The organism is Plantimonas leprariae (genome assembly GCF_008802405.1).
Lineage (GTDB): Bacteria > Pseudomonadota > Alphaproteobacteria > Rhizobiales > Rhizobiaceae > Plantimonas > Plantimonas leprariae.
The window spans coordinates 318,308-344,152 of the sequence record NZ_VZDO01000004.1 but is presented as its reverse complement, the minus strand read 5'-3'; the positions used below and the strand labels follow the sequence as shown (position 1 = coordinate 344,152).

Here is a 25,845-nt window from a genome sequence, read left to right as displayed (position 1 = left end):
GATCAACATGCCCAATCGTCCCAATGTTCACATGCGGCTTGTTGCGCTCGAATTTACCCTTCGCCATCGCCTCTTTCCTGGGAAAAGCCCGTTTCCGGCAAGAGGCCGCGACATAAAGGCTGCGCCGCCCAAACACAAGCCGGCCCGGCGAACGCGCGGAGGGCAGCCCGAGAGCTTACGGAACGGGGTTTGGAGCGGGTAGCGGGAATCGAACCCGCATATTCAGCTTGGAAGGCTGCTGCTCTACCACTGAGCTATACCCGCGCTGCGGGTCAGGCTTACGCCTCACTCGCGAGCTTGGCAACAAAGTCGGCTGGTGGAGGGAGTTGGATTTGAACCAACGTAGGCTGAGCCAACGGATTTACAGTCCGTCCCCTTTAACCACTCGGGCATCCCTCCGAACCGGGCGTGCTTATGCAAGCGCGGCTTCGCCCTGTCAACCGCGCGGGATCGCTAGTCGAAGCCTTTGTTGAGTACGGCGCGCGGCTCGGCTACGGAGCCCCGATGAGCGACAACGAAAAGTCCCGCACGCCGAAGGACAGCCACTACGCGAGGCTCCGCCGCGCGCACCGGGAGCGCGCGCATCCGGGCACGGCACCGAAGCGTCCGGCGCGGCCGCATCATCCGGGCGAAGCACCGCCGGACGCGCAGGTCCGCCTTTACGGCCTGCACACGGTGGCGGCGGCCCTCGCCAACCCGGCGCGCCGCGCGCACCGCCTCCTCGCCACCCGAAACGCCTTCGCGCGGCTCGAGATCGCGGCGGATGCTCTGCCCTGCCCGATGGAGATCGTCGAGCCCCGCGCGCTCGACGTCCTCCTCGGGTCGGACGCCGTCCATCAGGGGGTCGTGCTGGAAGCCGATCCGCTGCCGCAGCGCCGTTCGTCGGATCTGGCGGACACGTCGCTCGTCCTTGTCCTGGATCAGGTGACCGACCCGCACAATGTGGGCGCGATCCTGCGCTCCGCCGTCGCCTTCGGCGCAGGCGCGGTGATCATGACGACGCGCCATTCGCCGCAGGAGTCCGGCGTCCTCGCGAAGGCGGCGTCGGGCGCGCTGGAGTACGTCGCAAGCATTCAAGTCGTCAACCTCGCAAGCGCGCTGGAGGACCTCACCGCGCAAGGCTTCCAGACGGTCGGTCTCGATTCGGACGGCGCGGCGGAACTGGAGCCGTCGCTCGCCGGAGGTCGGATCGCGCTGGTGCTCGGCTCCGAGGGAAAGGGCTTGCGGCAGAAGACGCGAGAGACCGTCTCGGTGCTGGCCCGTCTCGAAATGCCGGGGGCAATCCGCTCGCTCAACGTCTCGAACGCCGCCGCCGTGGCTCTCTACGCCGCGCGCCGGCATCTGGCCGGCCGCACCTAATTCGGCCGGAATTTCCGGGCGATTGGGCGCGGTTCCTCGGAAGCCGTCGATGCCGCGCGCCCCATTCCCGATTCTCGCGTCCTTCCTGCTGATCGCCGGAATGCGGACGGCCGCGGCCCATCCGCACGTCTTCGTCGAGCCGCATATCGAAGTGACGGCGTCGCGCGACGGGCACCTCGAATCGCTACGCAACGTCTGGCACTTCGACGAGATGTTCTCGGCCAGCGTCGTAGTCGACTTCGACGCGAACGGCGATGGCCGGCTGGAAAAGGACGAACTCGCGGCGATCGGCAAGCAGGTGCGTGGCTCGATCGAGCGCTGGGGCTTCTACACCGACGTCCATGCCGGCGCGTCCGCCGTGAAGATGGTCGCGCCGGCGACCTTGGGCGTTTCATGGGATACCAAGGCGGCCAAGCTCGTCTTCGATTTCGCCATGCGGCCGGAGGCGCCGGTCGACCTGAAGGCGGGCGACGTGTCGTTCTCCAACTTCGACGACACCTACTTCACCGCTTTCGACTTCAAGGACATGCGGAACCTGACCGTTCGCAACATGCCGCACGGCTGCCGTGCGGAGATGAACGCTCCGACACCGGACGAGGCCGCGAAATCGTGGATGGCAACGATCTCTGCCATTCCGGCCGACTCCGACGTGCCGGCGGACGGGATCAAGTTCTCCGATGCGCTGTCCACGAAATACCGCATCCGCTGCGGCGGGAAGTGAGGCTCAGACCTCGACCTCCACCCGTCCGATCGGCTTCGAGCAGCAGGCGAGGATGTAGCCCTCCGCGACGTCCTCGTCGGAGATGCCGCCGTTGTGGACCATGTGGACGTTGCCGGACACCTTCCGCGTCCTGCAGGTGCCGCAGACGCCGAACTGGCAGCCGCTCGGGATGTTGAGACCGTTCGCCTTCGCGATGGCGAGGATCGTATCGGTCTCCTCGCATTCGACCTCGAAGCCGGCATCCGTGAAGCGGATCGAGGCGCTCTTGCCCTCCTCCGGCACGATGTCGCCCTGCGGCACCAGTTCCGCCGTTTCGACCGGGGCCTGGAAGCTCTCCTCGTGGTAGCGCGCCATCGCGAAGCCGGAGGCGTTCAGGATGTCGCGCACCCCTTGCATGAACGGCGCCGGGCCGCAGCAGAAAACCTCGCGATCGTGATAGTCGGGGGCGATCAGTTCCAGCATCAAGCTGTTCAGCCGGCCGCGATAGCCGGTCCAGATGCCGTGCGGATCGGACCGCTCCACGATGAAGCTGACGTCGATCTCAGGCACCCTCTCCATCATCAGTTCCAGCTCGCGACGGAAGATGATGTCGGACGGCGAACGGGCGCAGTGGACGAACTTGATGTCCGCTTTTCGCCCGTAGTCGTAGAGCCATCGCGTCATCGACATCATCGGTGTGACGCCGGAGCCGGCCGAGACGAAGAGGTAGCGCTCCGCCGGGTGCTGCTCGAAGGTGAACGTGCCGGCCGGCCCGTAGGCCTTCAGACGCACGCCTTCCCGCACGTTGTCGAACATCCACCGCCCGGCGACGCTGCCCGGCTGCGCCTTCACCGTGACGCTGACCGACAGCGGCCGCGACGGGCTGGACGACAGCGTATAGGTGCGCATGACGATGCCGTTCTCGGTCGGCAGTTCCAGCGTCACGAACTGGCCCGGCGCGTAGCGGAACCAGCTATCGCTCGGGGTCTGGAACGAGAAGGTCCGCACGTCCTGCGTTTCCGGCAGGACGCCGACGCATTCCAGCACCTGCACCTTGTCGTTCCACTGCGGCAGGTCGTCGATATGCTTGTGCCGCAGCAGGGCCGTGCCTTCCATCTCCACCGCCGTCCGCGATCAGGCGACTTCGGCGAGATGCGGCATGCGGTCGCCGCGCAGGCGCCTAGCCATGAAGTCGCAATACCATTCGACGAACTGGATCACGCCGCCCTCGTGCACTGCCGAATACGGGCCTGCCCGATAGGCCGGCGACAGGATGCCGATCTGGTTCTCCTCGATGATCCGGCGGTCCTGATCGTTGGTGGCGATCCAGACCTTCGTCATCTCGTCGAGCGAATAGTCGACCCCCTCCTTCGCATCTTTGTGGACCAGCCACTTCGTCGTGACCTCGGTCTCCGTCGGCCCCTTCGGCAGCACCCGGAAGGATACGGCATGGTCGCCGAGGACATGGTTCCAGGTCGACGGATAGTGGAAGAGCAGCATCGTGCCGATCTTCGGCATCAGCACCGTGTCGCTGAGCGGACGACTCACCGCCGCTTTGCCGGACATCGTGTAGCTGACGGCGTCGCGCAGCAGCGGCATGCGGGCCGTGCGGAACTGGCCGAGCTGGTCCATCACGAACTTCGAGGGCAGGCCCGCCGCCTCGCACCGCTGCCAGTGCTCGGCGATCTCGGGATCGTCGTGCGCGTCGACGCCGGTGGCGCCCGGCGCTTCCGGATAGGTGCGGCAGAGCTCGGGATGGCTGCCGGCGCAGTGGTAGCACTCTCGGTTGTTCTCCCAGGTCAGCTTCCAGTTGCCGTTCTCGACGATCGTCATCTCGAACGCGACCTTCGCCTCCGTCAGCCGATGCGGCGCGAGATAGGGCTCCACCATGGCGCGAACGGGCTGGAAGTTCATCGGCGCTTCCGCCAGCGATACGAAGATGTAGCCCGCCACCGTCTCGCAGTGGATCGGCTTCAGCCCGAACTCGGCCGGCTTGAAGTCAGCGCCCATGTCGCGGGCGAAGAGCAGCCGGCCGTCCAGCTCGTAGGTCCACTGGTGGTAGGGGCAGACGAGCTTCGCCGCCGTTCCCTTCGCCGCCGAGCAGATGCGCGAGCCTCGATGGCGGCAGGAATTGTGGAAGGCGCGGATGTTCTTCTGGCCGTCGCGGACGACGAGAACCGGATAGTCGCCGACCTGCATCGTGATGTAGCTGCCGGCCTTCGGCAGCTCGCAATCGTGGCCGACGAACAGCCAGTCGCGATACCAGATGTTCTCCATGTCCTGCTTGTAGAAATCCGGATCGATGTAGAATTCGCGATCAAGGCTGTAGCCGGACTTCCGCTGCTGGAACTTCGCCAGCATTGCGTCGCGTACGTTCATGCCATTCTCCCGCATCTCGATTCGGATGCCGTCGCCGTTCGGTGTCCGGCGAAGCTGCGGTGCCGAGCCCGGCTTCGCACCGGAAAGGCGCGCCGCGCGAGTTTCGATCGGTCCCGCCGCCCGACACTCCGTTGATGTCCGACTCTCGAACGAAACCCGCGCCGAAGAGCCGACAAAAGCGACAACCGCCGACGCTGACTACGACATGCCGACGCGACAGTTCAGGCGTTCAGCAGCACCGGGCGGGGTAGCGGAAAGCCGAGCCGGATGCCGAGCGATGCCTTATCCGCCACCAGATCGGCGATCGTGTGTCTGGCGAGCGCGCCGAGGAAGGCTTCGAGCGCCTCGTGCAGCACGGCGTTCAGGCCGCAATCGCCGATCAGCGGGCAATCGCTGACGCCGGTCTCGAAACATTCGGCCAGCGCGAAGTTCTCTTCCGTCGCTTCCACCACCGCCCGCAGCGTGATGTCCTCGGCGGGCTTGCGCAGGCGGATGCCGCCGTTGCGGCCGCGCACCGTTTCGATGAAGCCGGCCTCGACCAGCGGCTGGAGAATCTTGAACAGGAACAGTTCGGAAACCGTGTAAGCCGACGCGATCTCCGCGACGCGGCTCAAGGCTTCGCCCCGCAACGCGCAATACATGAGTATGCGGATCGCATGGTTCGTTTGCCGCGTCAGACGCATCGACTCGCCTCCACGATGCCGGGCTTTTGCCGGCACCGTTATACCTTAGAAACATTCCAAGGAAAGAGGTGGCGAAATTAAGTCGCGCGTCCGCCTAAGGAGGTCGGCTTCAACTCAGGCCGCGGCCGCCTGGAAGTTCATCGCGACGCCGTTGATGCAGTAGCGCAGGCCGGTCGGCGGCGGTCCGTCCGGGAACACGTGGCCGAGATGGCTGCCGCAGCGGCTGCAATGCACTTCCGTGCGTACCATGCCGTAGCTGCGGTCGACCGTCGTTTCCACCGAACCTTCGACCGGATCGTTGAAGCTTGGCCAGCCGGTGCCGCTCTCGAACTTGCGGTTGGAGACGAACAGAGGCTGGTCGCAGCCGGCGCAGGCGAAGCTGCCCTCGCGCTTCTCGTAGTTCAGGGCGCAGCTTCCCGGCCGTTCGGTGCCGTGCCCGCGCATCACGGCGTACTGCTCCGGCGTCAGCTTCCGCCGCCACTCCTCGTCCGTATGAGTCACGGGAAACTTCGCGACGTCCATGGCCGATCCTCCTGATGTTGGTGACGGTTAGGTAAGCCGTGTCCGGCCGCGCACAAGCGTCCGCGACAGGTTGCGAGACGACGCGCGATCAGAACGCGGCGAATTCCTCGGCCGTCGGATAGGACTTCTGCGTGCCGCGCTTCAGGGTCGACTGGGCGGCATAGCGCGCCGCGAGGTTCAGCGAGGGCTCGACTTCGCGGGTCGCGAGATAGAAGTGCGCGAAGGAGCCGATGAAAGCATCGCCCGCTCCCGTCGTATCGACCGGGTCCACCGGAAACGGCTTGATCGCGGCGGTTCGCTCCCGCTCCACGAGAAGCGCTCCGCGGGCGCCCATCGTGACGATGACCGTGCCGACACCCTCGGCGATGAGCCGCTGGGCCGCCGCCTCGCAGGCCTCCAGCCCGTCGGTCGGCATGCCCGTCAGAAGCGCGAGCTCGGTCTCGTTCGGCACGAGGAAGGCAACGTCCCGGATGCGCGCGAGGTCGAGATCGGCCGCGGGCGCCGGGTTCAGCAGCGTCGGCACGTCGTTGCGCCGGCCGAACTCGATTGCACGGTAGACCGTGTCCAACCGCGTCTCGAGTTGCAGGAGGATGAGTCCGCAGCTCTTCAGATCGGAAGCTGCGGCATCGACGTCCTCCGGGCCGAGATGCGCGTTGGCGCCCTTCACGATAACGATGCGGTTCTCGCCCGACGGCTCGACGAAGATCGGCGCGACGCCCGAGGAAACGTCCGGCACGCGCCCGACATGGCTCGTATCGATGCCGTTGGCCTCGAAGTTGCGGAGTTGCTGGTCGCCGAACCCGTCCTCGCCGACCTTCGACAGCATCAGCACAGCGCTGCCGAGGCGAGACGCCGCGACAGCCTGGTTCGCCCCCTTGCCCCCGAACCCGATCTCGAAGCTCGGCGCCTCGATGGTCTCGCCGGCCGCCGGAACGCGATCGACATAGGTGACGAGGTCCATGTTATTGGAGCCGATCACGGCGATGCGCTGCGTCATGATTCTCTCCTCGGAAGGCGTCGAATGCTTCGCCGGACCATCCGCCATCCGATATCCACCCGCAAGCCGTGCCGCCGGCCGCGAACGAGCGCGATGACCCGCGACGCCGCGAGGAGCGGCCTATCCGTTTCCGCCTCCCCGGAGGCGGAAAGTCGTGCTAAAGCCTCGCCAGCGCCGGTTTAGCTCAGCGGTAGAGCAGCGGTTTTGTAAACCGAAGGTCGGGGGTTCAATCCCCTCAACCGGCACCGACTTCGTGGAAGGTCCGTTCGAGCGGTTTCGTCGACGCTGGCCGCTAAAAGCTAGGTCAGTTGGCTTGGCCGGAAGCGGACGCCATTTCGGCTTCGACCTCCTGCAGCAACTCCTGCGGAGTGCATCCCAGCGCTTTCGCCAGGCCGAGAAACGTCGTGAACATCACCCGGTTCGCGTTCGTCTCGTACTTCTGGATCTGCTGGTAACTCGTTTCGAGATGTGTTGCGACCGCCGCGAGCGTCAGGCCTTTCTCAACACGCAAACGCTGGAGAACGCGGCTGAGGCAACGATCCTCGAACCGTATCTTCGACTGGCGGACCATAACGCAACCCAATACCGACACACCAGGATTTGCGTCATCTCGCATCCGACTGCAACTCAGTGAGCAACAAAATCGGCGCGCCGTGTCGCCGCGCACACAAGATATCCCCACCCGGTAGCCGGCTCAGTAATCGCGTACCCAGATGAGCGTGATCAGAAACTTCAGGATGGCCATGCAAGGGTGAAGCGGTCCGGCGTTTCGCCGCGGCGATGGCTGGCCAGATCGTGGTAATCGAACGGAGCCGATAGTTGGCAGCATGCAGCCCTTGACCGGAAGCGCGGAAAGCCGCAAATCCCTCCGGTCGCGAGGCACGGAGCGTAGCGCAGTCTGGTAGCGCATCTGGTTTGGGACCAGAGGGTCGCAGGTTCGAATCCTGCCGCTCCGACCACGAACTCGATCGCAGGTCGGAAGGCGTCAGGAGAAATCGAAATGGTGGCCCGCATCTTCCGCCCGGCCCGCACCGCAATGCAGTCGGGTCAAGCCCGCACGAAAGACTGGCGCCTTTCCTTCGAACCCGAAGACCGGCTACGTATCGAGCCGCTGATGGGTTATCAGTCCTCGACCGACATGCACTCGCAGATCGTCATGAGCTTCGCCTCGAAGGAGCAGGCGGTGGCTTTCGCGGAAAAGCACGGGTTCGAGTATCGCGTCGAGGAACCCAAGGAAGCCTCGCGCCGGAAGATTTCCTATTCCGACAACTTCCGCTACGATCGACGCCAGCCCTGGACGCACTGACGGTCGAAGCCGGCGCGCCGATCCGGCCCCGTAGCTCAGAGGATAGAGCACCGGCCTTCTAAGCCGATGGTCGCAGGTTCGAATCCTGCCGGGGTCGCCAGCACCCACTCATTTCTAGCAATGCCCCGAGACGTAAGCTTTGCCTGCCGCTGGAAATCGTATCCGGCGGCTATCCGATCGCCCTCGCGATCCGCCGACGCCTGCCCCCCGCCCAGCGTGGACAGTGACGGATGTCGGCAGGCGTGGTAGCCGTTCGCGCGGAGCGACGGCGGAGACATGCATGACCACGCGCAAACTGATCGTGCTCGGCGCGCTGCTCGCCTGCCTCGGAAGCGCTGAGGCGGTTCTGGCGCAAACCTACGAGGCTCCCGCCCCCGTTCAGCAGCAGACGCCGGCACAGCGCGATGCCGCGAACCGCAACCGCATCAAGGCTCTGAAGAGCCGCATCGCGGCTGAAGAAAACCGGCGGCCTCCAAGCGTGCGCCGTACCGAGCAAGGCGCTCCGTCGACCTCGGCTGAAGAGCTGATCCGCAACGGCGGTCTGCCGACTGCCGGCCTTCGCGGCCGGAGCATCCCGATCGTGGGCCAGAACAATCGTACCCAACTGGTGCCGCAGCGCTGACGATATGCCGCCGTTGAGCGGGCGGGAGATGGCAGATCGCTCAAATGCAAGCGACATCGTACGAGGCTATGCAACCCTCAGGTGCATAATCTGACGCTTCACAACCTGGAGCCGTCCGATGCCGCTTCTCTATTTTGGCTGTGTCCTTCTGTTTGTCTTCGTCACCTACACGACAACATGGGTTCGCGAGCTTCTCGTCGCAGGTCGCCCCCCATCACGGATCGACGAAACAGGCGATCTTTGAAAGGACACGAAGGCGCGCCCATGTCTGGCATCGCCGCTCCTGTTCGCGCTTCCAATCGACCCGGCTGGCATGGGACGAAGGGTAACAGGTGGTGACAAGAGCACGGTTGGGTCCGACACGACGCCTTCCGACAGCGCGGCTCGACCGCCATATCAACCTGATTCGAGGAGTTACCGGGAACGCTATCATGCCATCGCACCGCTTCGCCTTTATCGCTCCCGTGCTTTTGCCCTTCCTCCTCGCCTCGCCCGTTTCAGCGCAGACGTATGACGATGGTTCGTCAGCCTCGCAGCCGATCGTCCGTGAGGACCCGGACACCAGTGCCGCCACCGCGAAGACGCGCAAGCGGATCAGGGCGGAAGAGGCGAAGCGCCGCGAGGGCGTACGGTTCACCGACCCGCGGGCAACCCGGCGCGAACAAAGTTACCGAAGCGGTCGATTGACGAGCGAAGCCGGCACCTACAGCCTGCCCGTGCCCTCGAACGACAACCGCTCGGTGCTGGTGCCGCAACGCTGACGGCCTCCGCAAACGATTTGACCTCCTCGCTTGAGGGTCATGGCCGATCGTTCGAATGCCGAGCATTCGGCAGAGCTTTCCTCAGCCGCCGTCTGTCATGCTCCGCTCGTTCAATCGAATGGGCTGCGCATGGTCCGAATTCCCGTATCGTCCCGCATCATCAAGGCGGTCTATTTCGACAATGAGGACGGCAGTCTGCGTCTGTGTTTCGCGAATGGGGAAGAGCGGCTGTTCGCCGACGTGCCCGTGGACGCCGTCCAGGAAATGGTCGAAGCGGAATCGCCCGGCCATCACTATATCGACCGCTTTCGCCATCGTTTCCGACGCGTCGCATAGCGACGCCCCCTCATGCCGCTGATGCTCCCCTTATGAAGATCGCTTTTCTCGCCAAGCTCGTCGCCTGGGGCCTCGTCGCCGCCATCGTGTTCGTCACGGTGTCGCCGATCAGCATCCGACCTCCGACCGAGACCACGGTGAATCTCGACAGGGCGTTGGCGTTCGTCGCGATGGGCGCGGCATTCGCCTTCGCCTATCCGAAGCATTGGTGGCGACTTTTCCTGCTTCTGCCGGCCGCGGCATTCGGCATCGAAGCGCTGCAGTACCTGTCGCCGACACGCCACCCGCAACTGCCCGATGCGACGTTCAAGGCGATCGGCGCCTTCGCGGGCGTTCTCGTCGGTGGCGTTCTTGTCGGCTGGCTGCGCCGCAAAGCAGGCCACCTGCGGTTCGTGGACTGACGCGAGCCGAGACCCGTCGCTTCCCATCTGCCGACACGAACCACCGTCCGTCAGCGCGACCGTATCTCGTCCTTTCGACGGGCGACGACGCAGCAAAGCTGCCATGCGAAATCCGCGCTACTGCGGGGAATGGCGGATCCGTATATTCCGGCTGTCGAAAAGAGATGAAACGGAAAGCGGCTCCTACCGACGGGAGCCAGACCTAGGACAAGACGATGAACCTGACCCGCGCCCTTCGCAACTACCGCTCGTACCGCTCGACCGTGAACGAGCTGAACCGCCTCTCGCCGCGCGAGCTCGCCGATCTCGGCATCTCCCGTTCGGACATCCCGACGCTGGCGCGCCAGTCGGTCCGCTGACAGAATTCGAGTTTCGCCTCGGTCCATCCTCCTCCCAGGACCGGCGCGAACAGGCCTGCGACCTCCTCCTCCCGATCGCAGGCCATTTTAGAACGCCCGCCGGCTCCTCCCCCGGCGGGCGTTTTTCGTTTCGGCGGAACAGGTCCGTTTCCAAAGCGACGGAACGTCGCTAGCTTCCTCATCCACTAGGAGCCCAGCGCGATGGACAACGACGGATCGGACGGCGCCGTCACGCCGGAGCAGTTCACCGAAGAGGTCATGCGGCTCTTCGACTCGAACATGCCGCTTGAGGAGATGCGCCTGCGCATCGAGCAGCTCTTCCGGCGCGCAGTCGGCGTCGGCGCGTTGAGCAGACAGACTTCGCCGTCGGATCGCGACTGAGAGCTGCACAACGGCATAAGCCCTCCACCTTTCGTGCGATCGCCGGGTGGGCACCTGTCGTCTCGGCCTGACGTGAGACGCGACATTCCGTCCGCTTTGCGCCCGTCGTTCGATCCGGCTACCACGGTGGCCTGAATGGAATCGATCAGGCGCCGCCGATTCATTTTCAGTCAGCAACTGTAATTTAGTCTCAGCGTGCCGTGGCGACGCCTTGGAGGCGGCGGAGCCAGCGCATACCTCCCAGTCGCGTTCGAGTATGGGCTAAGCGTAGCATGGTGCGGGGCAAGACGGTCGACCACGAGTTGTCGGCCTTGATCCGGGACGTGATCGCAGCGGAACTTCTGGCCCCGAACTCGGTCGAGCTTCGGACGGCGGAAACCGTGGCCCAGCGCGGTCTCGCCGCGCTCGACGATGGCGGACGCCGCGTCTGGGAGACGCGCCTCCTGCCGATTCTGTCCAAACCGCTCGGGGAGCAGATCGCGATCGCGTCGATCATCCGGCGCGGCGGTTACGTGCCGCGCAAGATCGACTTCTGAGCGTTTCTATCTGCGACCGGGCGGTATCAGCGGATGCCGCAGCCGGTCACCCTGGTGCACGCCGAAACGCTCGGCCGCACCGCCGTTGAGCTCGAGCACGTAGCGTACGGGGCCGCCGGACGGAATGAGATCGAGCGACTCCGGCTTCGCCATCCGCTTCACCTGCGTGACGACGCCCTGCTCGTCCATGAACAGCATGTCGAGCGGGATGAGCGTGTTCTTCATCCACATCGTCACCGGCCGCGACTCGTCGAAGTCGAACAGCATGCCGTGATCCGGCGCCATGCTGCGGCGGAACATCAGCCCCTTTTCCCGCTCCGGCGGGGTTTCGGCCAGCTCGACGACGATGGCATGCTTGCCGCTCGCCGTCTCCAGCGTGCCACCCGTTTCCGAGGCGGACGATGCCGGCAAGACCGTCGCCGCGACGACGACAAACGCCGCGAGCACGGCGGCGAGCGGTGAACGAGGGAAGCGCATCAATGGGACGACGGCTGCTCGGGGCCGCTGCCCGGGTGGATTTCGGCCGCCATCAGGCCTTTCGTCCCGTGCCCGTATCGCACCAGCACCTCCTGCCCCGGCCGCAATTCCATCATGCCGTATCGGCGCAGCGTTTCCATGTGGACGAAGATGTCCTCCGTGTTCTCGCCCCGCGACAAAAAGCCGTAGCCTTTCGTGCGGTTGAACCACTTCACCGTCATGCGCTCCAGCCCGCTCGTCGGCACGACCTGAACGAGGGTGCGGGACGGCGGAAGCTGCGAGGGATGGACGGCGTCGCTCGTGTCCATCGACAGGACGCGCAGGGCCTGCAGGCCGCGCTCGCCGCGGTGCACCTCGCAGACGACCTTGGTGCCTTCCAGCGCCGTCGAGAAGCCGCCGCGGCGCAGGCACGTGACATGCAGAAGGATGTCCGCGCCGCCATCGTCCGGCACGACGAAGCCGAAACCCTTGGCCACGTCGAACCACTTGATGCGGCCCGCCACCACGTCGATGCCCTTCGAAGGGTGCTCGACCGCGTGGGCCTCGGGCGTGTTATCGGTTTCCGGCGTCGACAAGAACGATGATCCAGCCGCACGAAGAGTCAACGAATCACGAAGATAGCAGCATCCTGGACTTTGTCAGCCGGGCGGCGACGGGATGGCGCGATCATGCGTTCGCGATCTGGTGAATCACGGGGCCTGCCCTAACCTTGCCGCGACGACAAAGGATGGCTGCAATGCGTTACCTCCACACGATGGTGCGGATCACCGACATCGATCGGTCCCTCGATTTCTATTGCAACAAGCTCGGCCTGACCGAGGTGCGGCGCAACGAGAACGAGGCCGGCCGCTATACGCTGATCTTCCTGGCGGCGCCCGGCGACGAGGCGACCGGCAAGTCGAACCAGGCGCCGCTCGTCGAGCTGACCTACAACTGGGACCCGGAAGAATACGGCGGCGGCCGCAATTTCGGGCACCTCGCCTACGAGGTCGACGACATCTACGAGACCTGCCAATCGCTGATGGATTCCGGCGTCGTCATCAACCGTCCGCCCCGCGACGGCCGGATGGCCTTCGTCCGCTCGCCGGACGGCATTTCGATCGAACTTCTGCAGAAAGGTTCGGCCAAGCCTTCTGAGGAACCTTGGGCATCGATGAAGAATACCGGACAGTGGTAATTCGGGCACGGTTGCGCCCCATTCTGGCCATATGGATTGAACTGAAGTAAGGAGTCGTTTCGACGTGGTGGGCCTCACGGTCCGCAGCGGGTGGGGACCCCGCCGTAGCGTCGGCGAATCACGGGATGCGGGCTGGCCGAGTTCGCCGGCGCTCGCCTATCCCGGTCCGGGGGATCGGTCGTCTCGACCGTTGCCGTCGAGAAGATCGAGAGGGAACGGTTTTGGTGCCATCCATTCGACGCACGCCCGGTTGGCGGGTGGGTCGCCGCGGTATCCTCGCCGCGATGTGCCTCGGCCCGCTCGTCGGGGGATGCGTTTCGGCGGTCGACGACACGACAGCCTTCGGCTTCGGAAAGTCCGGGCCCGCCGCGGCAGCCGCCGAAGCGGCGAAGCAGCCGAACAAGGGCGAGGCGATCGCCGAAGCGGCCAGGTCGGCGGACGGCGAGAAGACGGCCGCCCTGGCAGCCGACGCCGCGGAGAAAAGCGCAACCCCGGCCGAGGCGGCGAAGCCCGCCCTCTTGAAGGAGACCGCTTCCGCTGCCAGCGCCAATGAAGCCGTAGCCAGAACCGCATCGCGCGAAGGGCCGATCGCGACCGGCCCTGCCGCCATCGCGGCCTTTGCCGGATCCTCGGTTATGGCGTCCAGTCAGACGGATCAGCCGGCGACGGGCGGCAACGTCCATGCCAACCAGACGATGTTCGCTTCGCTCTACGCGCAGTCCCGGGCGAAGACGCCGATCCGGAACGCCGATGTCGGCAAGACCCGGCGCGTGATCCTGCCGCGCGAGGGCGCGCCGGTCGCCGCCGACTCCGCGGTACTCCCCGGCGTGCGCAGCGCTTCATCGCTGTTCGAGATCGGGCAGAAGGCCTCGGCGGACTACGATGCCGACATCCTCGACGAGGCGAGCGGCGAGGAAGGCGTCTATCAGACGGCCTCGATCAGCGGCCTCGCCCGCCTCGCGCCGAACGGCCTGATGGTGCAGCGGCCGGACGTGCAGACGAGTTGCTTCCAGCCCGACCTTGTGGCGATCATCAAGGCTGTCGAAGCGCGATTCCACACCAAGATCGTGGTGACATCGGGCTATCGCAGCCCGAGCCACAATCTCCGCGTCAACGGCGCGAAGAAGTCCATGCATCTGCAGTGCAAGGCGGCGGACATCCTCGTCCCAAACGCCGACAAGTTCCAGGTGGCGAACTACGTTCGTACCCTGCCGGGCCGCGGCGGCGTCGGCACCTACTGCCATACGGCGGCGATCCACGTCGATACCGGCCGGCAGCGCGACTGGAACTGGGCATGCCGTCGCACGCCAAGCGCCAACCTCCTGTTGGCGTCGCAGAAGACGGTCCGGTCCGGCGCGGACGATTGATCGCGGAACGCGATCGAGCGACGAAACGGCTTGCGGCCCGGGGCGTTCGTCCCTATACACCGCCTCGTCGCTGCGCCCATCGTCTATCGGTCAGGACGCCACCCTTTCACGGTGGAGAGAGGGGTTCGATTCCCCTTGGGCGTGCCACACTTTTCCTGAAGCATCGCAGTACGTGACGAGCGTTCGATGGAACGTTCTCGTCGCTCGCGTTCGTCTCGCGAGCGCGCTCCAGCCGTTGTTGCCGGCCGGGATCGCGGACGGGCCTATAGGAGGCTGGGCGCCATCCCGCAGCATGGCGGTCGCCTTCGACCGGTTCGGCTCCGGTCATTCCGCGGTTCCGGGTCGATCGAGCGGCATATCGATGGTGCAGTCGAGTCGATCCGCGCCGAGACGGTAGGTCGTCTTCGCCTTGAGCGTTTAGGGCAGCGCTTCCTCGATAAGCTTGCGGCCGTAGCCGCCCTTATGCAGCGGGCCTTCGGTTTCCTCGACCGCGGGATCGATACCGCTCTCGGTCCAGTCGAGCCGCAACCGTCGCCGACCCGGCTCGGCCACGTAGGCTTCCCAGCGCACGACCAGCCATCCGTCGTCAGCCTGCAGCGCACCGTACTTCCTGGCATTGGTCGCCAATTCGTGGATCGCCAGCGCCAGCGTCTGCACCGTCGACTTGCGCAGCGGCACCGCCTCCCCCTCGATGCGCACCCGCTCGCTGTCGAGATCCGCTCCGAACGCGTCGAGTTCCATACGCACGACGTCGCCGATGTTGGCCTTTTCGTTGCCGTACTGGGCCAGAAGGCTCTGAACGCGCGACAGAGCTTCCAGGCGCTCGGTGAAACGGTCGCGAAAATCGGCGAGAGACGAACTGGAGGCGATGATCTGCCGCATCAGCGTGCCGACGACGCCGATCAGGTTGCGCGTCCGATGGTGGAGTTCGGCGACCATCACTTGAAGCTGCGCCTCGCTCACCCTCAGCGTATCCTCCGCTTCGCGACGCTCGGTCACGTCCTGCGCGATCCCGCCGGCCCGCGCGATCCGACCGCTCGCGTCGCGGATCGGGAAACCGGTGTCCTGGATCCAGCGCACCGCTCCGTCGCTCGGCCGCACGATCCGGTATTCGACCTGATGAGCGTCGCCGCTCAGAAGCTGCGGCATCGCGCCGGCGACCTCGTCGCGATCGTCGGGATGGACGAGTTCGACGAAATGCGAGAGATCGGCCATGATGCGGTCGGGAGCCTCCCCGTAGATTTCGGTGAAGGCCGGGCTGACATATTCGAGCGCCCGGCGATCGGCGTCGAAGATCCAGAGCGTGTCGGCCGAGTTCTCGGCGAAGGAGCGGAACCGCTCCTCGCTTTCATGCAGGAGGTCGTCGGCCTGCTTGGCCTCCGTCACGTCCTTGGCGGCGCCCAGCCATTCGGCGATCTCGCCCGCTTCGTCGAGGATCGGCACCGCGCGCGACAGCGTCCAGCCGAGGCTGCCGTCCGCCTGTCGCACCTGATGTTTCAGTTCGAACATGGTTTTGCCGCGAACGGCGCGGGCGATGGCGTCCTGCACGACGGGCCGGTCGTCGGGGTGGATGTAGCGGTCCATCCAGGCTCTGCTCGGCTCCGTCGTGTCCATGAGGAAGCCTTGGCCGTCGAGTTGACGCATTTCCGTCCAGTCCGGGCTCATCCGATAGACGGCGTCCGAACTGGCGGTGACGAAGGCGCGGAACCGTTCCTCGCTGTCGCGCAGGGCGTTCTGCGCCCGCACGCGATCCGTCGTCTCGATCACGGTGACGAGGATATCGGCGACGGTGCCGTCCCCGCCGCGCACCGGGCTATAGCTGAGGGTAAACCAAGCGTCCTTCGTCGCGCCGTCGCGGTTCACCGGCCGGCTGGCGTCCTCCAACGTTACCGTTTCCCCGGCGAAAACGCGTTGGTAGATCGGCGCATTCAGATGCCAGACTTCCGGCCAGCATTCCTTCGTCGCCTGTCCCAGGCCGGCAGGATGCTTGTTGCCCATCAACTCGCGGAAGCCGTCGTTGTAGATCTGGATCAGGTCGCGGCCGACGAGGACGATTGTCGGAAAGCCGCTGGCCAGAACCATGTCGGTGATATTTCGACAGCGCTCCATCCAGCTTTCGATCGGCCCGAGCGGCGTGCGGGACCAGTCGAAGGTGCGGATGAGTTCGGCCATTTCGCCAGAGCCGTGCGGCCATCCCGATACACCACCAAGCGCCACCGGACCTCCAGATGCGGCATTTCGAATCGAGCAGGAAGCGGACAGACGCGACCGGCACGCCGGCAAGTAGCTGCTCGCAAATGATTTTCATCAACCCGCCGCTGCCTGGACTTCTGTAGCTGGCACAGTGGTCGCTTCGGCGCCGGTTAAGGAACCGTCCAGCATCGGTCGCAGCCGGAACCAACGATGAACGAAGGGTGCGGCCGGGAAGTTATGGATATTCGACTGTCCATTGCCGGAGCACACCGATGCGCGACGAACCAATCTATCGCTCCTCCAACGGTGACGACTGGCTCCTGCGAACGGACACCAAAACAGGAACGACGAGCGTCGTTCACCGGCCGAACCTTTCGTCTGGCGGCAGGGAAAGCACGATGTCCGTCGACGAGTTCCTCCAGCGTGGCGGAGGCGGTCCGGAAGTGCAGGCCGTGCGCGCCGCGCTCGAAAAGGCGAAGGGCTGAGCGCCTTCGCGCCGGATCGCTCTCCGGTGAACACGGACATCGAGTACGGCGACCGGCGCTCCGGGCTGGATTGGTGCCCGGGGTTGCCGAATCTTAACCCTAGCGATCGATGATCGCTGCCGACACCGGCGGCGATGGAGAATGCGTTGGCCACGCGCGGCAAGAAGAAACCGGCGAAACGCAAGCCGCAGGGCGTTTCGAAAACCAACCGTAGCCTGTCGATGTTCGGATGGCTCGCATCTGCGGCGGTCGCCGGTGCCTGGGCGATCTCGGACGGTCGCCCGGTGCGCGTCGCGACCGAGACGATCGACCACCTGCGGGGAAAGCTCGAGAGCGTCGGCGGCGGGGATCGGGTCGCCGCCCTGATCAAGAGTGACGCGGCCATCGAACGCCCCGTCCGTCCGGTCGCGGCGAGGATGCCGGATCGGTCGCGCGAGCAGCCGCCGGTGGAATCGACGCATCCGACACCGAAACCGCCCGCGGAAATCCGCAAGGCCGACCCGCGCATTCCCCTGCCCGTTTCCGCGCCGTTGCTGCCGCTCGCGGCTCCGCCGCTGGAAATGGCGATCCGTCAGCCGCGGCCGCTCGCCATGCCGAGCATCGGCACGGAGGCCGGCGAGCAGCGCCATGCGACGCGGGCGCTCGCCGCGCATGTCGCGCCGGATGCCGCCTCTGCGACAGTGGCATCCGTCGAGAGCGGTTCGTCCGTTTCCGTGCTGCGCCGGGCTGGCGACTGGCGGTATGTGCGCAACGGGCGCTCAGGCGTCGAAGGCTGGGTCGACGGCCGGTTCCTCGCCGGGGAGGCCATGTCGGCGGATCTGGCGACGCTCGCCAGCGAGGACCTCGCCCGCCGCCGCTGAACGCTTCAGCGTTTGACGTTGGCGATGTCGAGGATGCGGAAGGATACCGTTTCCCGCCCGCGGTAGCGGTCGACGGACAGCGTGCCGGCGGCGTGGATCGGATCGCCGCGCGCGATAAGACGTCGTCCGAGTTCCGTATCGGCCGACCGGAACGCGATCGCCGAGACGGCGCCGCCGTCCGCGCCGGTGAGCGAAACGCGTACGTGCCCTTTGCCGACCACGGCCGCCGTCGCGATGCGGTGGCGCGGCAGCGCGAAGACGGGCTGCGCGTGGCCGGCGCCGTACGGGCCGGCGCGCTCGACTTCCGCGACGAGGCTCGTCGTTGCACCCATCGCCGCGAGAGCGCCGTCGATCGCGAGGCGCCCCTGCTGGCGGAAGGATCCGAGCGCCCGTCGCGACTCCTCCTCGGCGAAAGCGCGGAAATCGCCGAGGCGATGCCGCTCGACGGTGAGGCCCGCCGCCATGGCGTGACCGCCGCCTTTCAGCAGGATGCCGGCCTCCACCGCGTCGCGAACCAGCGCGCCGAGATCGAGGCCCGTCGCCGAGCGGCCGGAACCCGTGCCGCGCCCGGTCGCGTCGAAGGCGATCGCGACGGCCGGGCGGGCGTAGCGCTCCTTCAGCCGCGCCGCGATCAGCCCGACGATGCCCGGATGCCAGCTATCACGCGCGGCGATCAGGATCGCCGGCCCTTCGCCCGTCCCGATCTCGGCGGCGACCTCGCTCTCCGCCTCGGCGAGCATGCGCCGCTCCATGCCCTGCCGCTCCTCGTTCAGGAGATGCAGTTCCGCCGCGATCTCGGTGGCGACGCCCTCGTTCGGGGCGGTGAGCAGAGTCGCGCCGAGGTCGGCCCGTCCGATCCGGCCGCCGGCATTGATGCGCGGCCCGAGGATGTAGCCGAGATGGTAGACGTCGCCCGCGACCGTCAGCCCGGCAACGCGGGCGAGCGCGTTCAAGCCGGGGTTGCGGCTCTGGCGCATGACCGCAAGGCCCCGCACCACGAAGGCGCGGTTCAGCCCGACGAGCGGAACCACGTCGCAGACGGTCGCCAGCGCGACGAGGTCGAGGAACTCCATCAGGTCGGGCAAGGCAGCAGCAGCCCGCCCGCGCCGCCGAAGTTCGCGCGAAACGGCCGTCAGCGTCATGAACACCACGCCCGCGGCGCAGAGCATCCCCTGCCCCGACAGGTCGTCCTGCCGGTTCGGATTGACGATCGCCGCGGCCGCCGGAAGGTTCGGGCCGGTCTGATGGTGATCCAGTACGATCACGTCGAGCCCGAGGCGTTTCGCCTCGTCCAGCGCGTCGTGGCTCGTCGTGCCGCAGTCGACGGTGACGACGAGGGTCGCGCCGCCGTCCGCCAGTTCACGGACGATGGCAGGGTTCGGGCCGTATCCTTCCGTCAGACGATCGGGAATGCGGATCGCGGCCTTGAGACCCAGCCGTTCGAGGTAAAGCCGCAGCAGTGCCGAGGAAGCGGCGCCGTCGACGTCGTAGTCGCCGAAGATCGCGATCGATTCCCGCCGCTCGATGGCGTCCGCCAGCCGCGCCGCTGCCGCATCCATGTCGGTGAAGCGCGACGGGTCCGGCATCAGGTCGCGGATCGTCGGGTGGAAGAACGCCTGCGCACGCGACGCCTCGACGCCGCGCCCGGCGAGGACGCGGCAGACGACATCCGGAATGGCGGTGTCCTGCGCCATCCGCGTGGCCGCAGCTTCCTCCCGCGAGTCCAGCGCGTGTTCCCAGCGCTGACCGAGCACCGAATGCTCGACGCCGAGGAAACTCCGCCGCTCCGCCATGCTCATGCCGTCAGAGCGCGAACTTCGAACGGTCGTAGTGCCGCGCGCGGATCTCGCGATGCGTCTTCGTCGCGGAGCGCATGACCACGGTGTGCGTCTCGATCCGGTCGCGATAGAAGCGCACGCCGTCGAGCAGGTTGCCGTCGGTCACGCCCGTCGCGGCGAAGATCACGTCGCCGCGCGCCATGTCGTTCAGCGTGTAGACTCGGTTCGGGTCGGTGATGCCCATCGTCTCGGCGCGGGCGCGCTTGTCCAGCGTGTCGAGCCGCAGCCGCCCCTGCATCTGGCCGCCGACGCAGAGCAGCGCCGCGGCGGCGAGGACGCCTTCGGGCGCGCCGCCGATGCCGAGATAGATGTCGATGCCGGTCTCCTCGGGGTCCGACGTATGGATGACGCCGGCGACGTCGCCGTCGCCGATCAGCCGGATCGCCGCCCCGGCCGCGCGGATCTCCTCGATGAGCTGCGCATGCCGCGGCCGGTCGAGAATGCAGGCGGTGATCTCGCCGACGGGAACGCCCTTCTCGCGGGCCAGCGCCAGGACGTTCTCCCGCGCCGGCCGCGCCAAGTCGATGACGCCTTCCGGGTAGCCGGGGCCGACTGCGATCTTGTCCATGTATACGTCGGGCGCGTTCAAGAGGCTGCCGCGCGCGGCGATGGCGATCACCGACAGCGAGTTCGGCAGGTTCTTGGCACAGACCGTCGTGCCTTCCAGCGGATCGAGCGCGATGTCGACGCCGGGGCCCTGCCCCGTCCCGACCGTTTCGCCGATATAGAGCATGGGGGCCTCGTCGCGCTCGCCCTCGCCGATGACGATCCGGCCGTCGACGGGCAGGCTGCCCAGCTGCGCACGCATGGCGTCCACCGCCTTCTGGTCGGCAGCCTTCTCGTCGCCCCGGCCCCGGACGCTCGCTGCCGCGACGGCCGCGGCTTCCACGACGCGCGCGATCTCGATGGTGAGGCCGCGATCCATTCGCTCCGTCGATCCCATGCTCAAGGAGACACCTGCGATCTCAAGGGGTATGCCCGACCGCCATAGGCCGGCCGGCGCGGGAAGTCGATGGACGATGCGGGCCCGCGCCGCGGATCAGTCGAGCGGCTCGATGCGGATCATGCGCGGCTCGCCCGACAGGTGGCCGTCGCGCGAGATGGCGTCGATGGCGCGCCGCACCGCCGCTTCCGTCGTCTCGTGCGTGATGAGAATCACCGGCGCGGTCTCGTCGGCCTCGTGCCCGGCCAGCTTTCGCTGGACGATCGATTCCAGCGAGATGGCGTTCTCAGCCATTCGCCGCGCGATCGAAGCGAAGACACCGACCCGGTCGTGGACGCTGAGGCGGATGTAGTAGCCGCCTTCGTGCGCCCGCATGCGTGCCCGGCGGTAGGGTACGAGGTTGGCGGGCGGCAGGCCGAGCGTCGCGATCCGCGTGCCGCTGGCGATGTCGAGGATGTCGGACAGTACCGCCGACGCCGTCGCGTTGCCGCCGGCGCCTGGTCCGGCAAGGAGGATCGAGCCGAGGAGGTCCGTATCCACCGCAACGGCGTTCGTGACGCCGTCGACCTGCGCGATCGCCGAACTTGCAGGAACCATGGCCGGATGCACGCGCTGCTCGATGCCGCTTTCGGTGCGCTGCGCGACCGCGAGAAGCTTGATCCGGTAGCCGAGGTCGGCGGCGGCGCGGATGTCCTCGCTGGCGATCGATTCGATGCCCTCGACGAACACCGACTCCAAATCGATCTCGGAGCCGAAGGCGAGCGAGGTCAGGACGGTCAGCTTGTGGGCGGCGTCGAAGCCGCCGATGTCGAAGGTCGGGTCGGCCTCCGCGTAGCCGAGCCGCTGCGCTTCCTTCAGGCACTCGCCGAAGCTCAGGCCCTCCCGCTCCATCCGCGTCAGCATGTAGTTGCAGGTGCCGTTGAGGATGCCGTAGACGCGGCTGACCGAGTTGCCGCGCAGCGCCTCGCGCAGCGTCTTGATGATCGGGATGCCGCCGGCCACCGCCGCCTCGAAGGCGACGACGGCGTTCTTCCGCGCCGCGAGCTTCGCCAACGCGACGCCGTGATGCGCGAGCAGCGCCTTGTTAGCCGTGACGACCGGCAGCCCGCGGCTCAAGGCCGCCTTGACCGCTTCCAGCGCCGCACCCTCGGAGCCGCCGACGAGTTCGACGAAGAGGTCGATGTCGGCTTTCGCGGCGAGTTCGACCGGATCGTCGAACCATTCCTGCGTGCCGAGGTCGAGCCCGCGGTCCTTGGAGCGGTCGCGGGCGCTGACGGCGGTAACGCTCAACGGCCGCCCGGCCCGCTGCGCGTAGCCCTCACCCTTCTCGGCGATCAGCCGCACGAGAGAAGCGCCGACGGTGCCGAGGCCGGCGACGCCGATTCGCAAGGGGGTGGGCATGGCTGGTCCTTCGGCGGCGGGTGGCGTCGTCTGTGTCAGGCCGAGCGGCTGAACGTCACGACGTTCTGCCGCGCTTCCTGCGCGGGCGCAAGGAACCGCTTGATGTTGCGCGCGGCCTGCCGGATGCGGTGCTCGTTCTCCACCAAGGCAATGCGCACGAACTCGTCGCCGTACTCGCCGAAGCCGATGCCGGGCGCCACCGCGACGTCCGCCTTTTCCACGAGGAGCTTGGAGAATTCGAGGCTCCCGAGCCGCCGATACGGCTCCGGGATCGGAGCCCAGGCGAACATGGTCGAGGACGGCGCCGGCACCGGGAAGCCGGCCCGGCCGAAGCTTTCCACCAGCACATCCCGCCGCTTGCGGTAGATCGAGCGCACCTCGCCGATGGCGTTGTCGCCGCCGTTCAGCGCGGCGGTCGCGGCCACCTGGATCGGCGTGAACGCGCCGTAGTCGAGATAGGATTTCACCCGCGCCAGCGCCGCGATCAGCCGCTCGTTGCCGACCGCGAAGCCGATGCGCCAGCCGGGCATGGAGAAGGTCTTCGACATCGAGGTGAACTCGACGGCGACGTCGATGGCTCCCGGCACCTGCAGGATCGACGGCGGCGGCGCATCGTCGAAGAAGATCTCGGCATAGGCGAGGTCCGACAGCACGATGATCTCGTGCTTCTTCGCGAGCGCGACGACCTCGGCGTAGAAGTCGAGGCCCGCGACATAGGCCGTCGGGTTCGATGGATAGTTCAGGACGATCGCGAGCGGCTTCGGGATCGAGTGGCGCACCGCGCGGTCTACGGCGGCGAGCAGTTCGTCGCCGGGCTCGGCCGGGATCGAGCGAATCGTGCCGCCCGCCATCAGGAAGCCGAAGGCGTGGATCGGATAGGTCGGGTTCGGGCAAAGGATCACGTCGCCCGGCGCGGTGATCGCCTGCGCCATATTGGCGAAGCCTTCCTTCGAGCCGAGCGTCGCGACGACCTGCCGGTTCGGATCGAGCTTCACGCCGAAACGCCGCTCGTAGTAGCCGGCCTGCGCCCGCCGGAGCCCGGCGATGCCCTTCGAGGCGGAATAGCGGTGGGCGCGCGGGTCGCGGGCCGCCTCGCAAAGCTTGTCCACCACGAAGCTCGGCGTCGGCAGGTCCGGGTTGCCCATGCCGAGGTCGACGATATCCGCGCCGCGGGCACGCGCCGCCGCCTTCAGGCGGTTCACCTCCTCGAAGACGTAGGGCGGCAGCCGGCGGATCTTGTGGAATTCCTCGCTCATCGTCCCGAATCCGAAGGTGGCGTCGTCTGTCCGGAAGAGGTCGTGGAGCCCTGTTCGATCTGCCGGATCACGTCCTCGTTGCTCTTGCGCGCCGAGTCGCTGCGGCTCTGCGTCGATGTGATCGCCTGCACGTCCTGCTGGTGCTGGGCGCGGATGGCCTGCGCCTCGGCGACGGACTGCTGGTACTCGGCCGAGGCCGAGCGGACCTCGTTGTTCTGCTGGTTCGCAGCGGCGAGCATTCCCGCCCGGTCCTGCGCGACGGCATTCGGATCGAGCTGCTTCGCGGCAGCGCCGGGAAAGGCCCCGAGCAGCGGATAGCCGTTCTTGTCCTGCCGCTGGCTGGAAGGGCCGAAGTCGCGGTTCGGCCGCTGCGCGATCAGCGACGGGCCTTCCGGCGGAATGATGTTGCACGCGGCAAGCGGCGCCACGGCGGCGGCCGCACCGGCAAGCAACAAGCATCGCGACCATGCCCGCATCGTCATCACCCGAAACGCCAAGGATCGTCATTCATAACCGAAAGTCGCCGACGCGGGAACCCGTCGGGCGCGCGCCGCGGCGGACCCCATCCGCCTCGCGTAAGCCGGACTTGAACAAAACGCCGTTTCCACGCCTTCTCTGGGGCGGGAGGATAGGACCATGTCCGTCGAGGCGAGCGGAAACGGCAAGGCGACCGATGGTGACGGCACGGCGCGCTACGCTCCCGCCGATCCGGAGGAGTTCGCGCGCAACATGGCGCGCGTCGTGGAACTCGCCGGCAAGGCGGCGTCCGCCTGGATCGCACCGCGCGAGCGCGGCGAAGCCGTCGACGCCGGGCCGATCACCGCGGCGGACTTCTTCGGCACCTTGTCCAAGGTCGCGGATTTCTGGCTCACCGATCCACGCCGGCTGGCGGAAGCGCAGTCGAACCTGATCGCCGGCTATTTCGGCGCATGGAGCGAAGCGCTGAAGCCCTCGGACGACGCCGGGTCGCCCGCGAAGCAGGCGATCTCGGACAAGCGCTTCGCGCATCCGGAATGGACGCGAAACCCCTTCTACGACGCGCTGCGGCGCTTCTATCTTTCCGCCGCCGCCTGGGCGGACGATCTCGTGGTGCAGGCGCAGAACATCGATCCCCACACGCGCGGCAAGGCGGCCTTCTACATGCGCCAGCTCATGCACGCGGCCTCGCCCTCCAACTTCCTCCTGACCAATCCCGAGCTTCTGCAGGAGACGATGGCTTCGAACGGGGCCAACCTCGTGCGGGGCATGGCGATGTTCGCGGAGGACATGGCGGCCGGAAACGGAACCCTGCGCCTGCGGCAGGTCGCTACGGCCGCGTTCGAGGTCGGACGCGACATGGCGCTGACGCCCGGCAAGGTGATCGCCCAGACGGACGTCTGCCAGGTGATCCAGTACGCAGCCTCCACCGAAACCGTGCTGCAGCGGCCGCTCCTGATCGTCCCTCCCTGGATCAACAAGTTCTACGTCCTCGACCTCAACCCGGCAAAGTCGTTCATCCGCTGGGCGGTGGAACAGGGGCACACCGTCTTCGTCCTGTCATGGGTCAACCCGGACGAAAGCCACGCCGCGAAGGATTGGCGCGATTACATCCACGACGGGATCGTCTTCGGGCTCGACACGATTCGGCAGGCGACCGGCGAGGCAGAGGTGAACGCCGTCAGCTACTGCGTCGGCGGCACGCTTCTCGGCGCGGCGCTCGCCTATCTGAAAAGCATCGGCGACGAGCGGATCCGCTCCGCCACCTTCCTAACGACCCAGATCGACTTCACCCATGCCGGCGACCTGAAGGTCTTCGTCGACGAGGAGCAGCTCGCCTCGCTCGCCGACGTCATGCAGGCCAAGGGCTACCTCGACGGCAGCCGCATGGCCGCCGCCTTCAACATGCTGCGGGCGGGCGACCTGATCTGGCCGTACTTCGTCAACAACTACCTGCGCGGCAAGGACCCGCTGCCCTTCGACCTCCTGCACTGGAACGCCGACGCGACGCGCATGCCGCGCGCGAACCACCTGTTCTATCTGCGGAACTGCTATCTCGAGAACCGCCTGTCCACCGGGCGGATGGAGATCGGCGGCCATACGGTCGACCTGTCGAAGGTCGAGATCCCGGTCTACAACCTGGCGACCCGGGAGGATCACATCGCCCCGGCGCTCAGCGTTTATACCGGAAGCCGTTTCCTCGGTTCGGACGTCACCTTCGTCGTCAGCGGCTCCGGCCACATCGCCGGCGTGGTGAACCCGCCCGACAAGCAGAAGTATCAGTTCTGGACGGGGCCGCGACCATCCGCCGAAACGCCCTACGAGGAATGGCTGCTGCAGGCGAGCGAGACGAAAGGCTCGTGGTGGCCGCACTGGCAGAGCTGGATCGCGCCGCTGGCCGGACCGCAGGTGCCGGCGCGGACGCCCGGCGGCGAGACGCTCCATCCGATCGAGGACGCGCCCGGCTCATACGTCCGCGTGCGCTCGTAGGGAGGCGCCGCCGGCCCTGAGGCTTGCGGCCCCGCCGCTT

At 66.7% G+C, this 25,845-nt stretch carries 30 protein-coding genes and 6 tRNA genes; 20 read left to right on the top strand and 16 right to left on the bottom strand.

The window, feature by feature from the left end; all coding sequences use genetic code 11:
• Positions 1 to 190 precede the first annotated feature (190 nt).
• Both F6X38_RS08105 and F6X38_RS08100 read right to left on the bottom strand, forming a co-directional pair.
• A tRNA-Gly gene (locus tag F6X38_RS08105) sits at positions 191 to 264 on the bottom strand.
• A gap of 50 nt (positions 265 to 314) precedes the next feature.
• A tRNA-Tyr gene (locus tag F6X38_RS08100) sits at positions 315 to 399 on the bottom strand.
• A gap of 105 nt (positions 400 to 504) precedes the next feature.
• On the opposite strand from F6X38_RS08100, the gene rlmB reads away from it, so the two are divergent.
• Together rlmB and F6X38_RS08090 are read left to right on the top strand one after the other, a co-directional pair.
• Entirely contained in the window at positions 505 to 1,359 is an 855-nt protein-coding gene (gene rlmB / locus F6X38_RS08095) for a 23S rRNA (guanosine(2251)-2'-O)-methyltransferase RlmB (protein ID WP_150969114.1), read from the top strand.
• Between the two features lie 49 nt (positions 1,360 to 1,408).
• Complete coding sequence (locus F6X38_RS08090; RefSeq protein WP_150969112.1) at positions 1,409 to 2,080, top strand: DUF1007 family protein; 672 nt, start codon at positions 1,409 to 1,411, stop codon at positions 2,078 to 2,080.
• Positions 2,081 to 2,083: 3 nt separating this feature from the next.
• Here F6X38_RS08090 and F6X38_RS08085 read toward each other — a convergent pair whose 3' ends face one another.
• The 5 genes from F6X38_RS08085 to rbsK form a co-directional block, all read right to left on the bottom strand.
• Positions 2,084 to 3,175 carry an FAD-binding oxidoreductase gene (locus tag F6X38_RS08085; RefSeq protein ID WP_150969110.1) on the bottom strand — a complete coding sequence of 364 codons (1,092 nt, stop codon included), beginning with the start codon at positions 3,173 to 3,175 and terminating at the stop codon, positions 2,084 to 2,086.
• Positions 3,176 to 3,193: 18 nt separating this feature from the next.
• Positions 3,194 to 4,438 (bottom strand): aromatic ring-hydroxylating oxygenase subunit alpha, encoded by a 1,245-nt coding sequence (locus F6X38_RS08080; RefSeq protein WP_150969109.1) that lies wholly within the window; start codon positions 4,436 to 4,438, stop codon positions 3,194 to 3,196.
• 221 nt (positions 4,439 to 4,659) lie between these two features.
• Positions 4,660 to 5,121, bottom strand: a complete 462-nt coding sequence (gene rirA, locus F6X38_RS08075; protein WP_150969107.1) for an iron-responsive transcriptional regulator RirA — start codon at positions 5,119 to 5,121, stop codon at positions 4,660 to 4,662.
• A gap of 114 nt (positions 5,122 to 5,235) precedes the next feature.
• Complete coding sequence (msrB, locus tag F6X38_RS08070) at positions 5,236 to 5,643, bottom strand: peptide-methionine (R)-S-oxide reductase MsrB (protein ID WP_150969105.1); 408 nt, start codon at positions 5,641 to 5,643, stop codon at positions 5,236 to 5,238.
• 88 nt (positions 5,644 to 5,731) lie between these two features.
• Complete coding sequence (gene rbsK, locus F6X38_RS08065) at positions 5,732 to 6,640, bottom strand: ribokinase (RefSeq protein ID WP_150969104.1); 909 nt, start codon at positions 6,638 to 6,640, stop codon at positions 5,732 to 5,734.
• Between the two features lie 173 nt (positions 6,641 to 6,813).
• Here rbsK and F6X38_RS08060 point away from each other — a divergent pair.
• A tRNA-Thr gene (locus F6X38_RS08060) sits at positions 6,814 to 6,885 on the top strand.
• A 59-nt stretch (positions 6,886 to 6,944) separates the two neighbouring features.
• Here F6X38_RS08060 and F6X38_RS08055 read toward each other — a convergent pair.
• Positions 6,945 to 7,256 (bottom strand): helix-turn-helix domain-containing protein, encoded by a 312-nt coding sequence (locus F6X38_RS08055; protein ID WP_150969102.1) that lies wholly within the window; start codon positions 7,254 to 7,256, stop codon positions 6,945 to 6,947.
• A gap of 266 nt (positions 7,257 to 7,522) precedes the next feature.
• Between F6X38_RS08055 and F6X38_RS08050 the strand changes: the two genes are divergently transcribed.
• The 11 genes from F6X38_RS08050 to F6X38_RS08005 all read left to right on the top strand — a co-directional run bounded on the left by F6X38_RS08050 (position 7,523) and on the right by F6X38_RS08005 (position 11,342).
• Positions 7,523 to 7,599: transfer RNA gene (locus F6X38_RS08050), tRNA-Pro, on the top strand.
• Positions 7,600 to 7,640: 41 nt separating this feature from the next.
• Complete coding sequence (locus tag F6X38_RS08045) at positions 7,641 to 7,946, top strand: ETC complex I subunit (protein WP_150969100.1); 306 nt, start codon at positions 7,641 to 7,643, stop codon at positions 7,944 to 7,946.
• Positions 7,947 to 7,970: 24 nt separating this feature from the next.
• Positions 7,971 to 8,046, top strand: a tRNA-Arg gene (locus F6X38_RS08040).
• A 180-nt stretch (positions 8,047 to 8,226) separates the two neighbouring features.
• A complete protein-coding gene (locus F6X38_RS08035; protein WP_150969099.1) occupies positions 8,227 to 8,568 on the top strand; it encodes a hypothetical protein in 342 nt (113 codons plus the stop codon).
• A 118-nt stretch (positions 8,569 to 8,686) separates the two neighbouring features.
• Positions 8,687 to 8,812 (top strand): hypothetical protein, encoded by a 126-nt coding sequence (locus tag F6X38_RS24100; protein WP_281353055.1) that lies wholly within the window; start codon positions 8,687 to 8,689, stop codon positions 8,810 to 8,812.
• A 187-nt stretch (positions 8,813 to 8,999) separates the two neighbouring features.
• Positions 9,000 to 9,329, top strand: a complete 330-nt coding sequence (locus tag F6X38_RS08030; RefSeq protein ID WP_150969097.1) for a hypothetical protein — start codon at positions 9,000 to 9,002, stop codon at positions 9,327 to 9,329.
• Between the two features lie 39 nt (positions 9,330 to 9,368).
• Complete coding sequence (locus tag F6X38_RS08025; RefSeq protein ID WP_246191243.1) at positions 9,369 to 9,665, top strand: KTSC domain-containing protein; 297 nt, start codon at positions 9,369 to 9,371, stop codon at positions 9,663 to 9,665.
• Between the two features lie 32 nt (positions 9,666 to 9,697).
• Positions 9,698 to 10,066 carry a VanZ family protein gene (locus F6X38_RS08020; protein WP_150969095.1) on the top strand — a complete coding sequence of 123 codons (369 nt, stop codon included), beginning with the start codon at positions 9,698 to 9,700 and terminating at the stop codon, positions 10,064 to 10,066.
• 215 nt (positions 10,067 to 10,281) lie between these two features.
• Entirely contained in the window at positions 10,282 to 10,425 is a 144-nt protein-coding gene (locus F6X38_RS08015) for a DUF1127 domain-containing protein (protein ID WP_150969094.1), read from the top strand.
• A gap of 201 nt (positions 10,426 to 10,626) precedes the next feature.
• On the top strand, positions 10,627 to 10,806 hold the full coding sequence (locus F6X38_RS08010) for a hypothetical protein (protein WP_150969092.1): 180 nt from the start codon (positions 10,627 to 10,629) through the stop codon (positions 10,804 to 10,806).
• A gap of 272 nt (positions 10,807 to 11,078) precedes the next feature.
• Positions 11,079 to 11,342, top strand: a complete 264-nt coding sequence (locus F6X38_RS08005) for a hypothetical protein (protein ID WP_150969090.1) — start codon at positions 11,079 to 11,081, stop codon at positions 11,340 to 11,342.
• A 6-nt stretch (positions 11,343 to 11,348) separates the two neighbouring features.
• Here F6X38_RS08005 and F6X38_RS08000 read toward each other — a convergent pair whose 3' ends face one another.
• Together F6X38_RS08000 and F6X38_RS07995 are read right to left on the bottom strand one after the other, a co-directional pair.
• The gene (locus tag F6X38_RS08000) at positions 11,349 to 11,753 is read right to left on the bottom strand and encodes a DUF192 domain-containing protein (RefSeq protein ID WP_246191242.1); all 405 of its coding nucleotides are present in this window, start codon (positions 11,751 to 11,753) and stop codon (positions 11,349 to 11,351) included.
• Between the two features lie 65 nt (positions 11,754 to 11,818).
• The gene (locus F6X38_RS07995; RefSeq protein ID WP_150969086.1) at positions 11,819 to 12,394 is read right to left on the bottom strand and encodes a cold-shock protein; all 576 of its coding nucleotides are present in this window, start codon (positions 12,392 to 12,394) and stop codon (positions 11,819 to 11,821) included.
• 161 nt (positions 12,395 to 12,555) lie between these two features.
• Between F6X38_RS07995 and F6X38_RS07990 the strand changes: the two genes are divergently transcribed.
• From F6X38_RS07990 to F6X38_RS07980, 3 genes are all read left to right on the top strand, one after another.
• Positions 12,556 to 12,996, top strand: a complete 441-nt coding sequence (locus F6X38_RS07990) for a VOC family protein (protein WP_150969085.1) — start codon at positions 12,556 to 12,558, stop codon at positions 12,994 to 12,996.
• A gap of 224 nt (positions 12,997 to 13,220) precedes the next feature.
• Positions 13,221 to 14,363: a D-Ala-D-Ala carboxypeptidase family metallohydrolase gene (locus tag F6X38_RS07985; protein WP_161992657.1), complete on the top strand. Its 1,143-nt coding sequence runs from the start codon at positions 13,221 to 13,223 to the stop codon at positions 14,361 to 14,363.
• 72 nt (positions 14,364 to 14,435) lie between these two features.
• Positions 14,436 to 14,510 (top strand) — tRNA-Glu (locus F6X38_RS07980).
• A gap of 270 nt (positions 14,511 to 14,780) precedes the next feature.
• Here the strand turns inward: F6X38_RS07980 and F6X38_RS07975 are convergent.
• Positions 14,781 to 16,535, bottom strand: a complete 1,755-nt coding sequence (locus F6X38_RS07975; protein ID WP_150969082.1) for a PAS domain-containing sensor histidine kinase — start codon at positions 16,533 to 16,535, stop codon at positions 14,781 to 14,783.
• A gap of 293 nt (positions 16,536 to 16,828) precedes the next feature.
• Between F6X38_RS07975 and F6X38_RS07970 the strand changes: the two genes are divergently transcribed.
• Positions 16,829 to 17,041, top strand: a complete 213-nt coding sequence (locus F6X38_RS07970) for a hypothetical protein (RefSeq protein WP_150969080.1) — start codon at positions 16,829 to 16,831, stop codon at positions 17,039 to 17,041.
• Between the two features lie 146 nt (positions 17,042 to 17,187).
• The gene (locus F6X38_RS07965) at positions 17,188 to 17,901 is read left to right on the top strand and encodes a hypothetical protein (protein WP_150969078.1); all 714 of its coding nucleotides are present in this window, start codon (positions 17,188 to 17,190) and stop codon (positions 17,899 to 17,901) included.
• Between the two features lie 5 nt (positions 17,902 to 17,906).
• Here the strand turns inward: F6X38_RS07965 and recJ are convergent, their stop codons facing one another.
• The 5 genes from recJ to F6X38_RS07940 all read right to left on the bottom strand — a co-directional run bounded on the left by recJ (position 17,907) and on the right by F6X38_RS07940 (position 23,767).
• The gene (gene recJ, locus F6X38_RS07960; RefSeq protein WP_150969077.1) at positions 17,907 to 19,700 is read right to left on the bottom strand and encodes a single-stranded-DNA-specific exonuclease RecJ; all 1,794 of its coding nucleotides are present in this window, start codon (positions 19,698 to 19,700) and stop codon (positions 17,907 to 17,909) included.
• Between the two features lie 4 nt (positions 19,701 to 19,704).
• Positions 19,705 to 20,682 carry a class II fructose-bisphosphatase gene (glpX, locus tag F6X38_RS07955; protein WP_150969075.1) on the bottom strand — a complete coding sequence of 326 codons (978 nt, stop codon included), beginning with the start codon at positions 20,680 to 20,682 and terminating at the stop codon, positions 19,705 to 19,707.
• A gap of 96 nt (positions 20,683 to 20,778) precedes the next feature.
• Entirely contained in the window at positions 20,779 to 22,083 is a 1,305-nt protein-coding gene (locus F6X38_RS07950) for a homoserine dehydrogenase (protein WP_150969074.1), read from the bottom strand.
• A gap of 35 nt (positions 22,084 to 22,118) precedes the next feature.
• A complete protein-coding gene (locus F6X38_RS07945) occupies positions 22,119 to 23,339 on the bottom strand; it encodes an LL-diaminopimelate aminotransferase (protein WP_150969072.1) in 1,221 nt (406 codons plus the stop codon).
• Positions 23,336 to 23,767 (bottom strand): hypothetical protein, encoded by a 432-nt coding sequence (locus F6X38_RS07940; RefSeq protein ID WP_161992656.1) that lies wholly within the window; start codon positions 23,765 to 23,767, stop codon positions 23,336 to 23,338. Before F6X38_RS07940 ends, F6X38_RS07945 begins: the two co-directional genes overlap by 4 nt.
• A gap of 208 nt (positions 23,768 to 23,975) precedes the next feature.
• Here F6X38_RS07940 and F6X38_RS07935 point away from each other — a divergent pair, with 208 nt between their 5' ends.
• On the top strand, positions 23,976 to 25,805 hold the full coding sequence (locus tag F6X38_RS07935) for a PHA/PHB synthase family protein (RefSeq protein WP_150969069.1): 1,830 nt from the start codon (positions 23,976 to 23,978) through the stop codon (positions 25,803 to 25,805).
• The last annotated feature ends 40 nt before the right edge of the window (positions 25,806 to 25,845 follow it).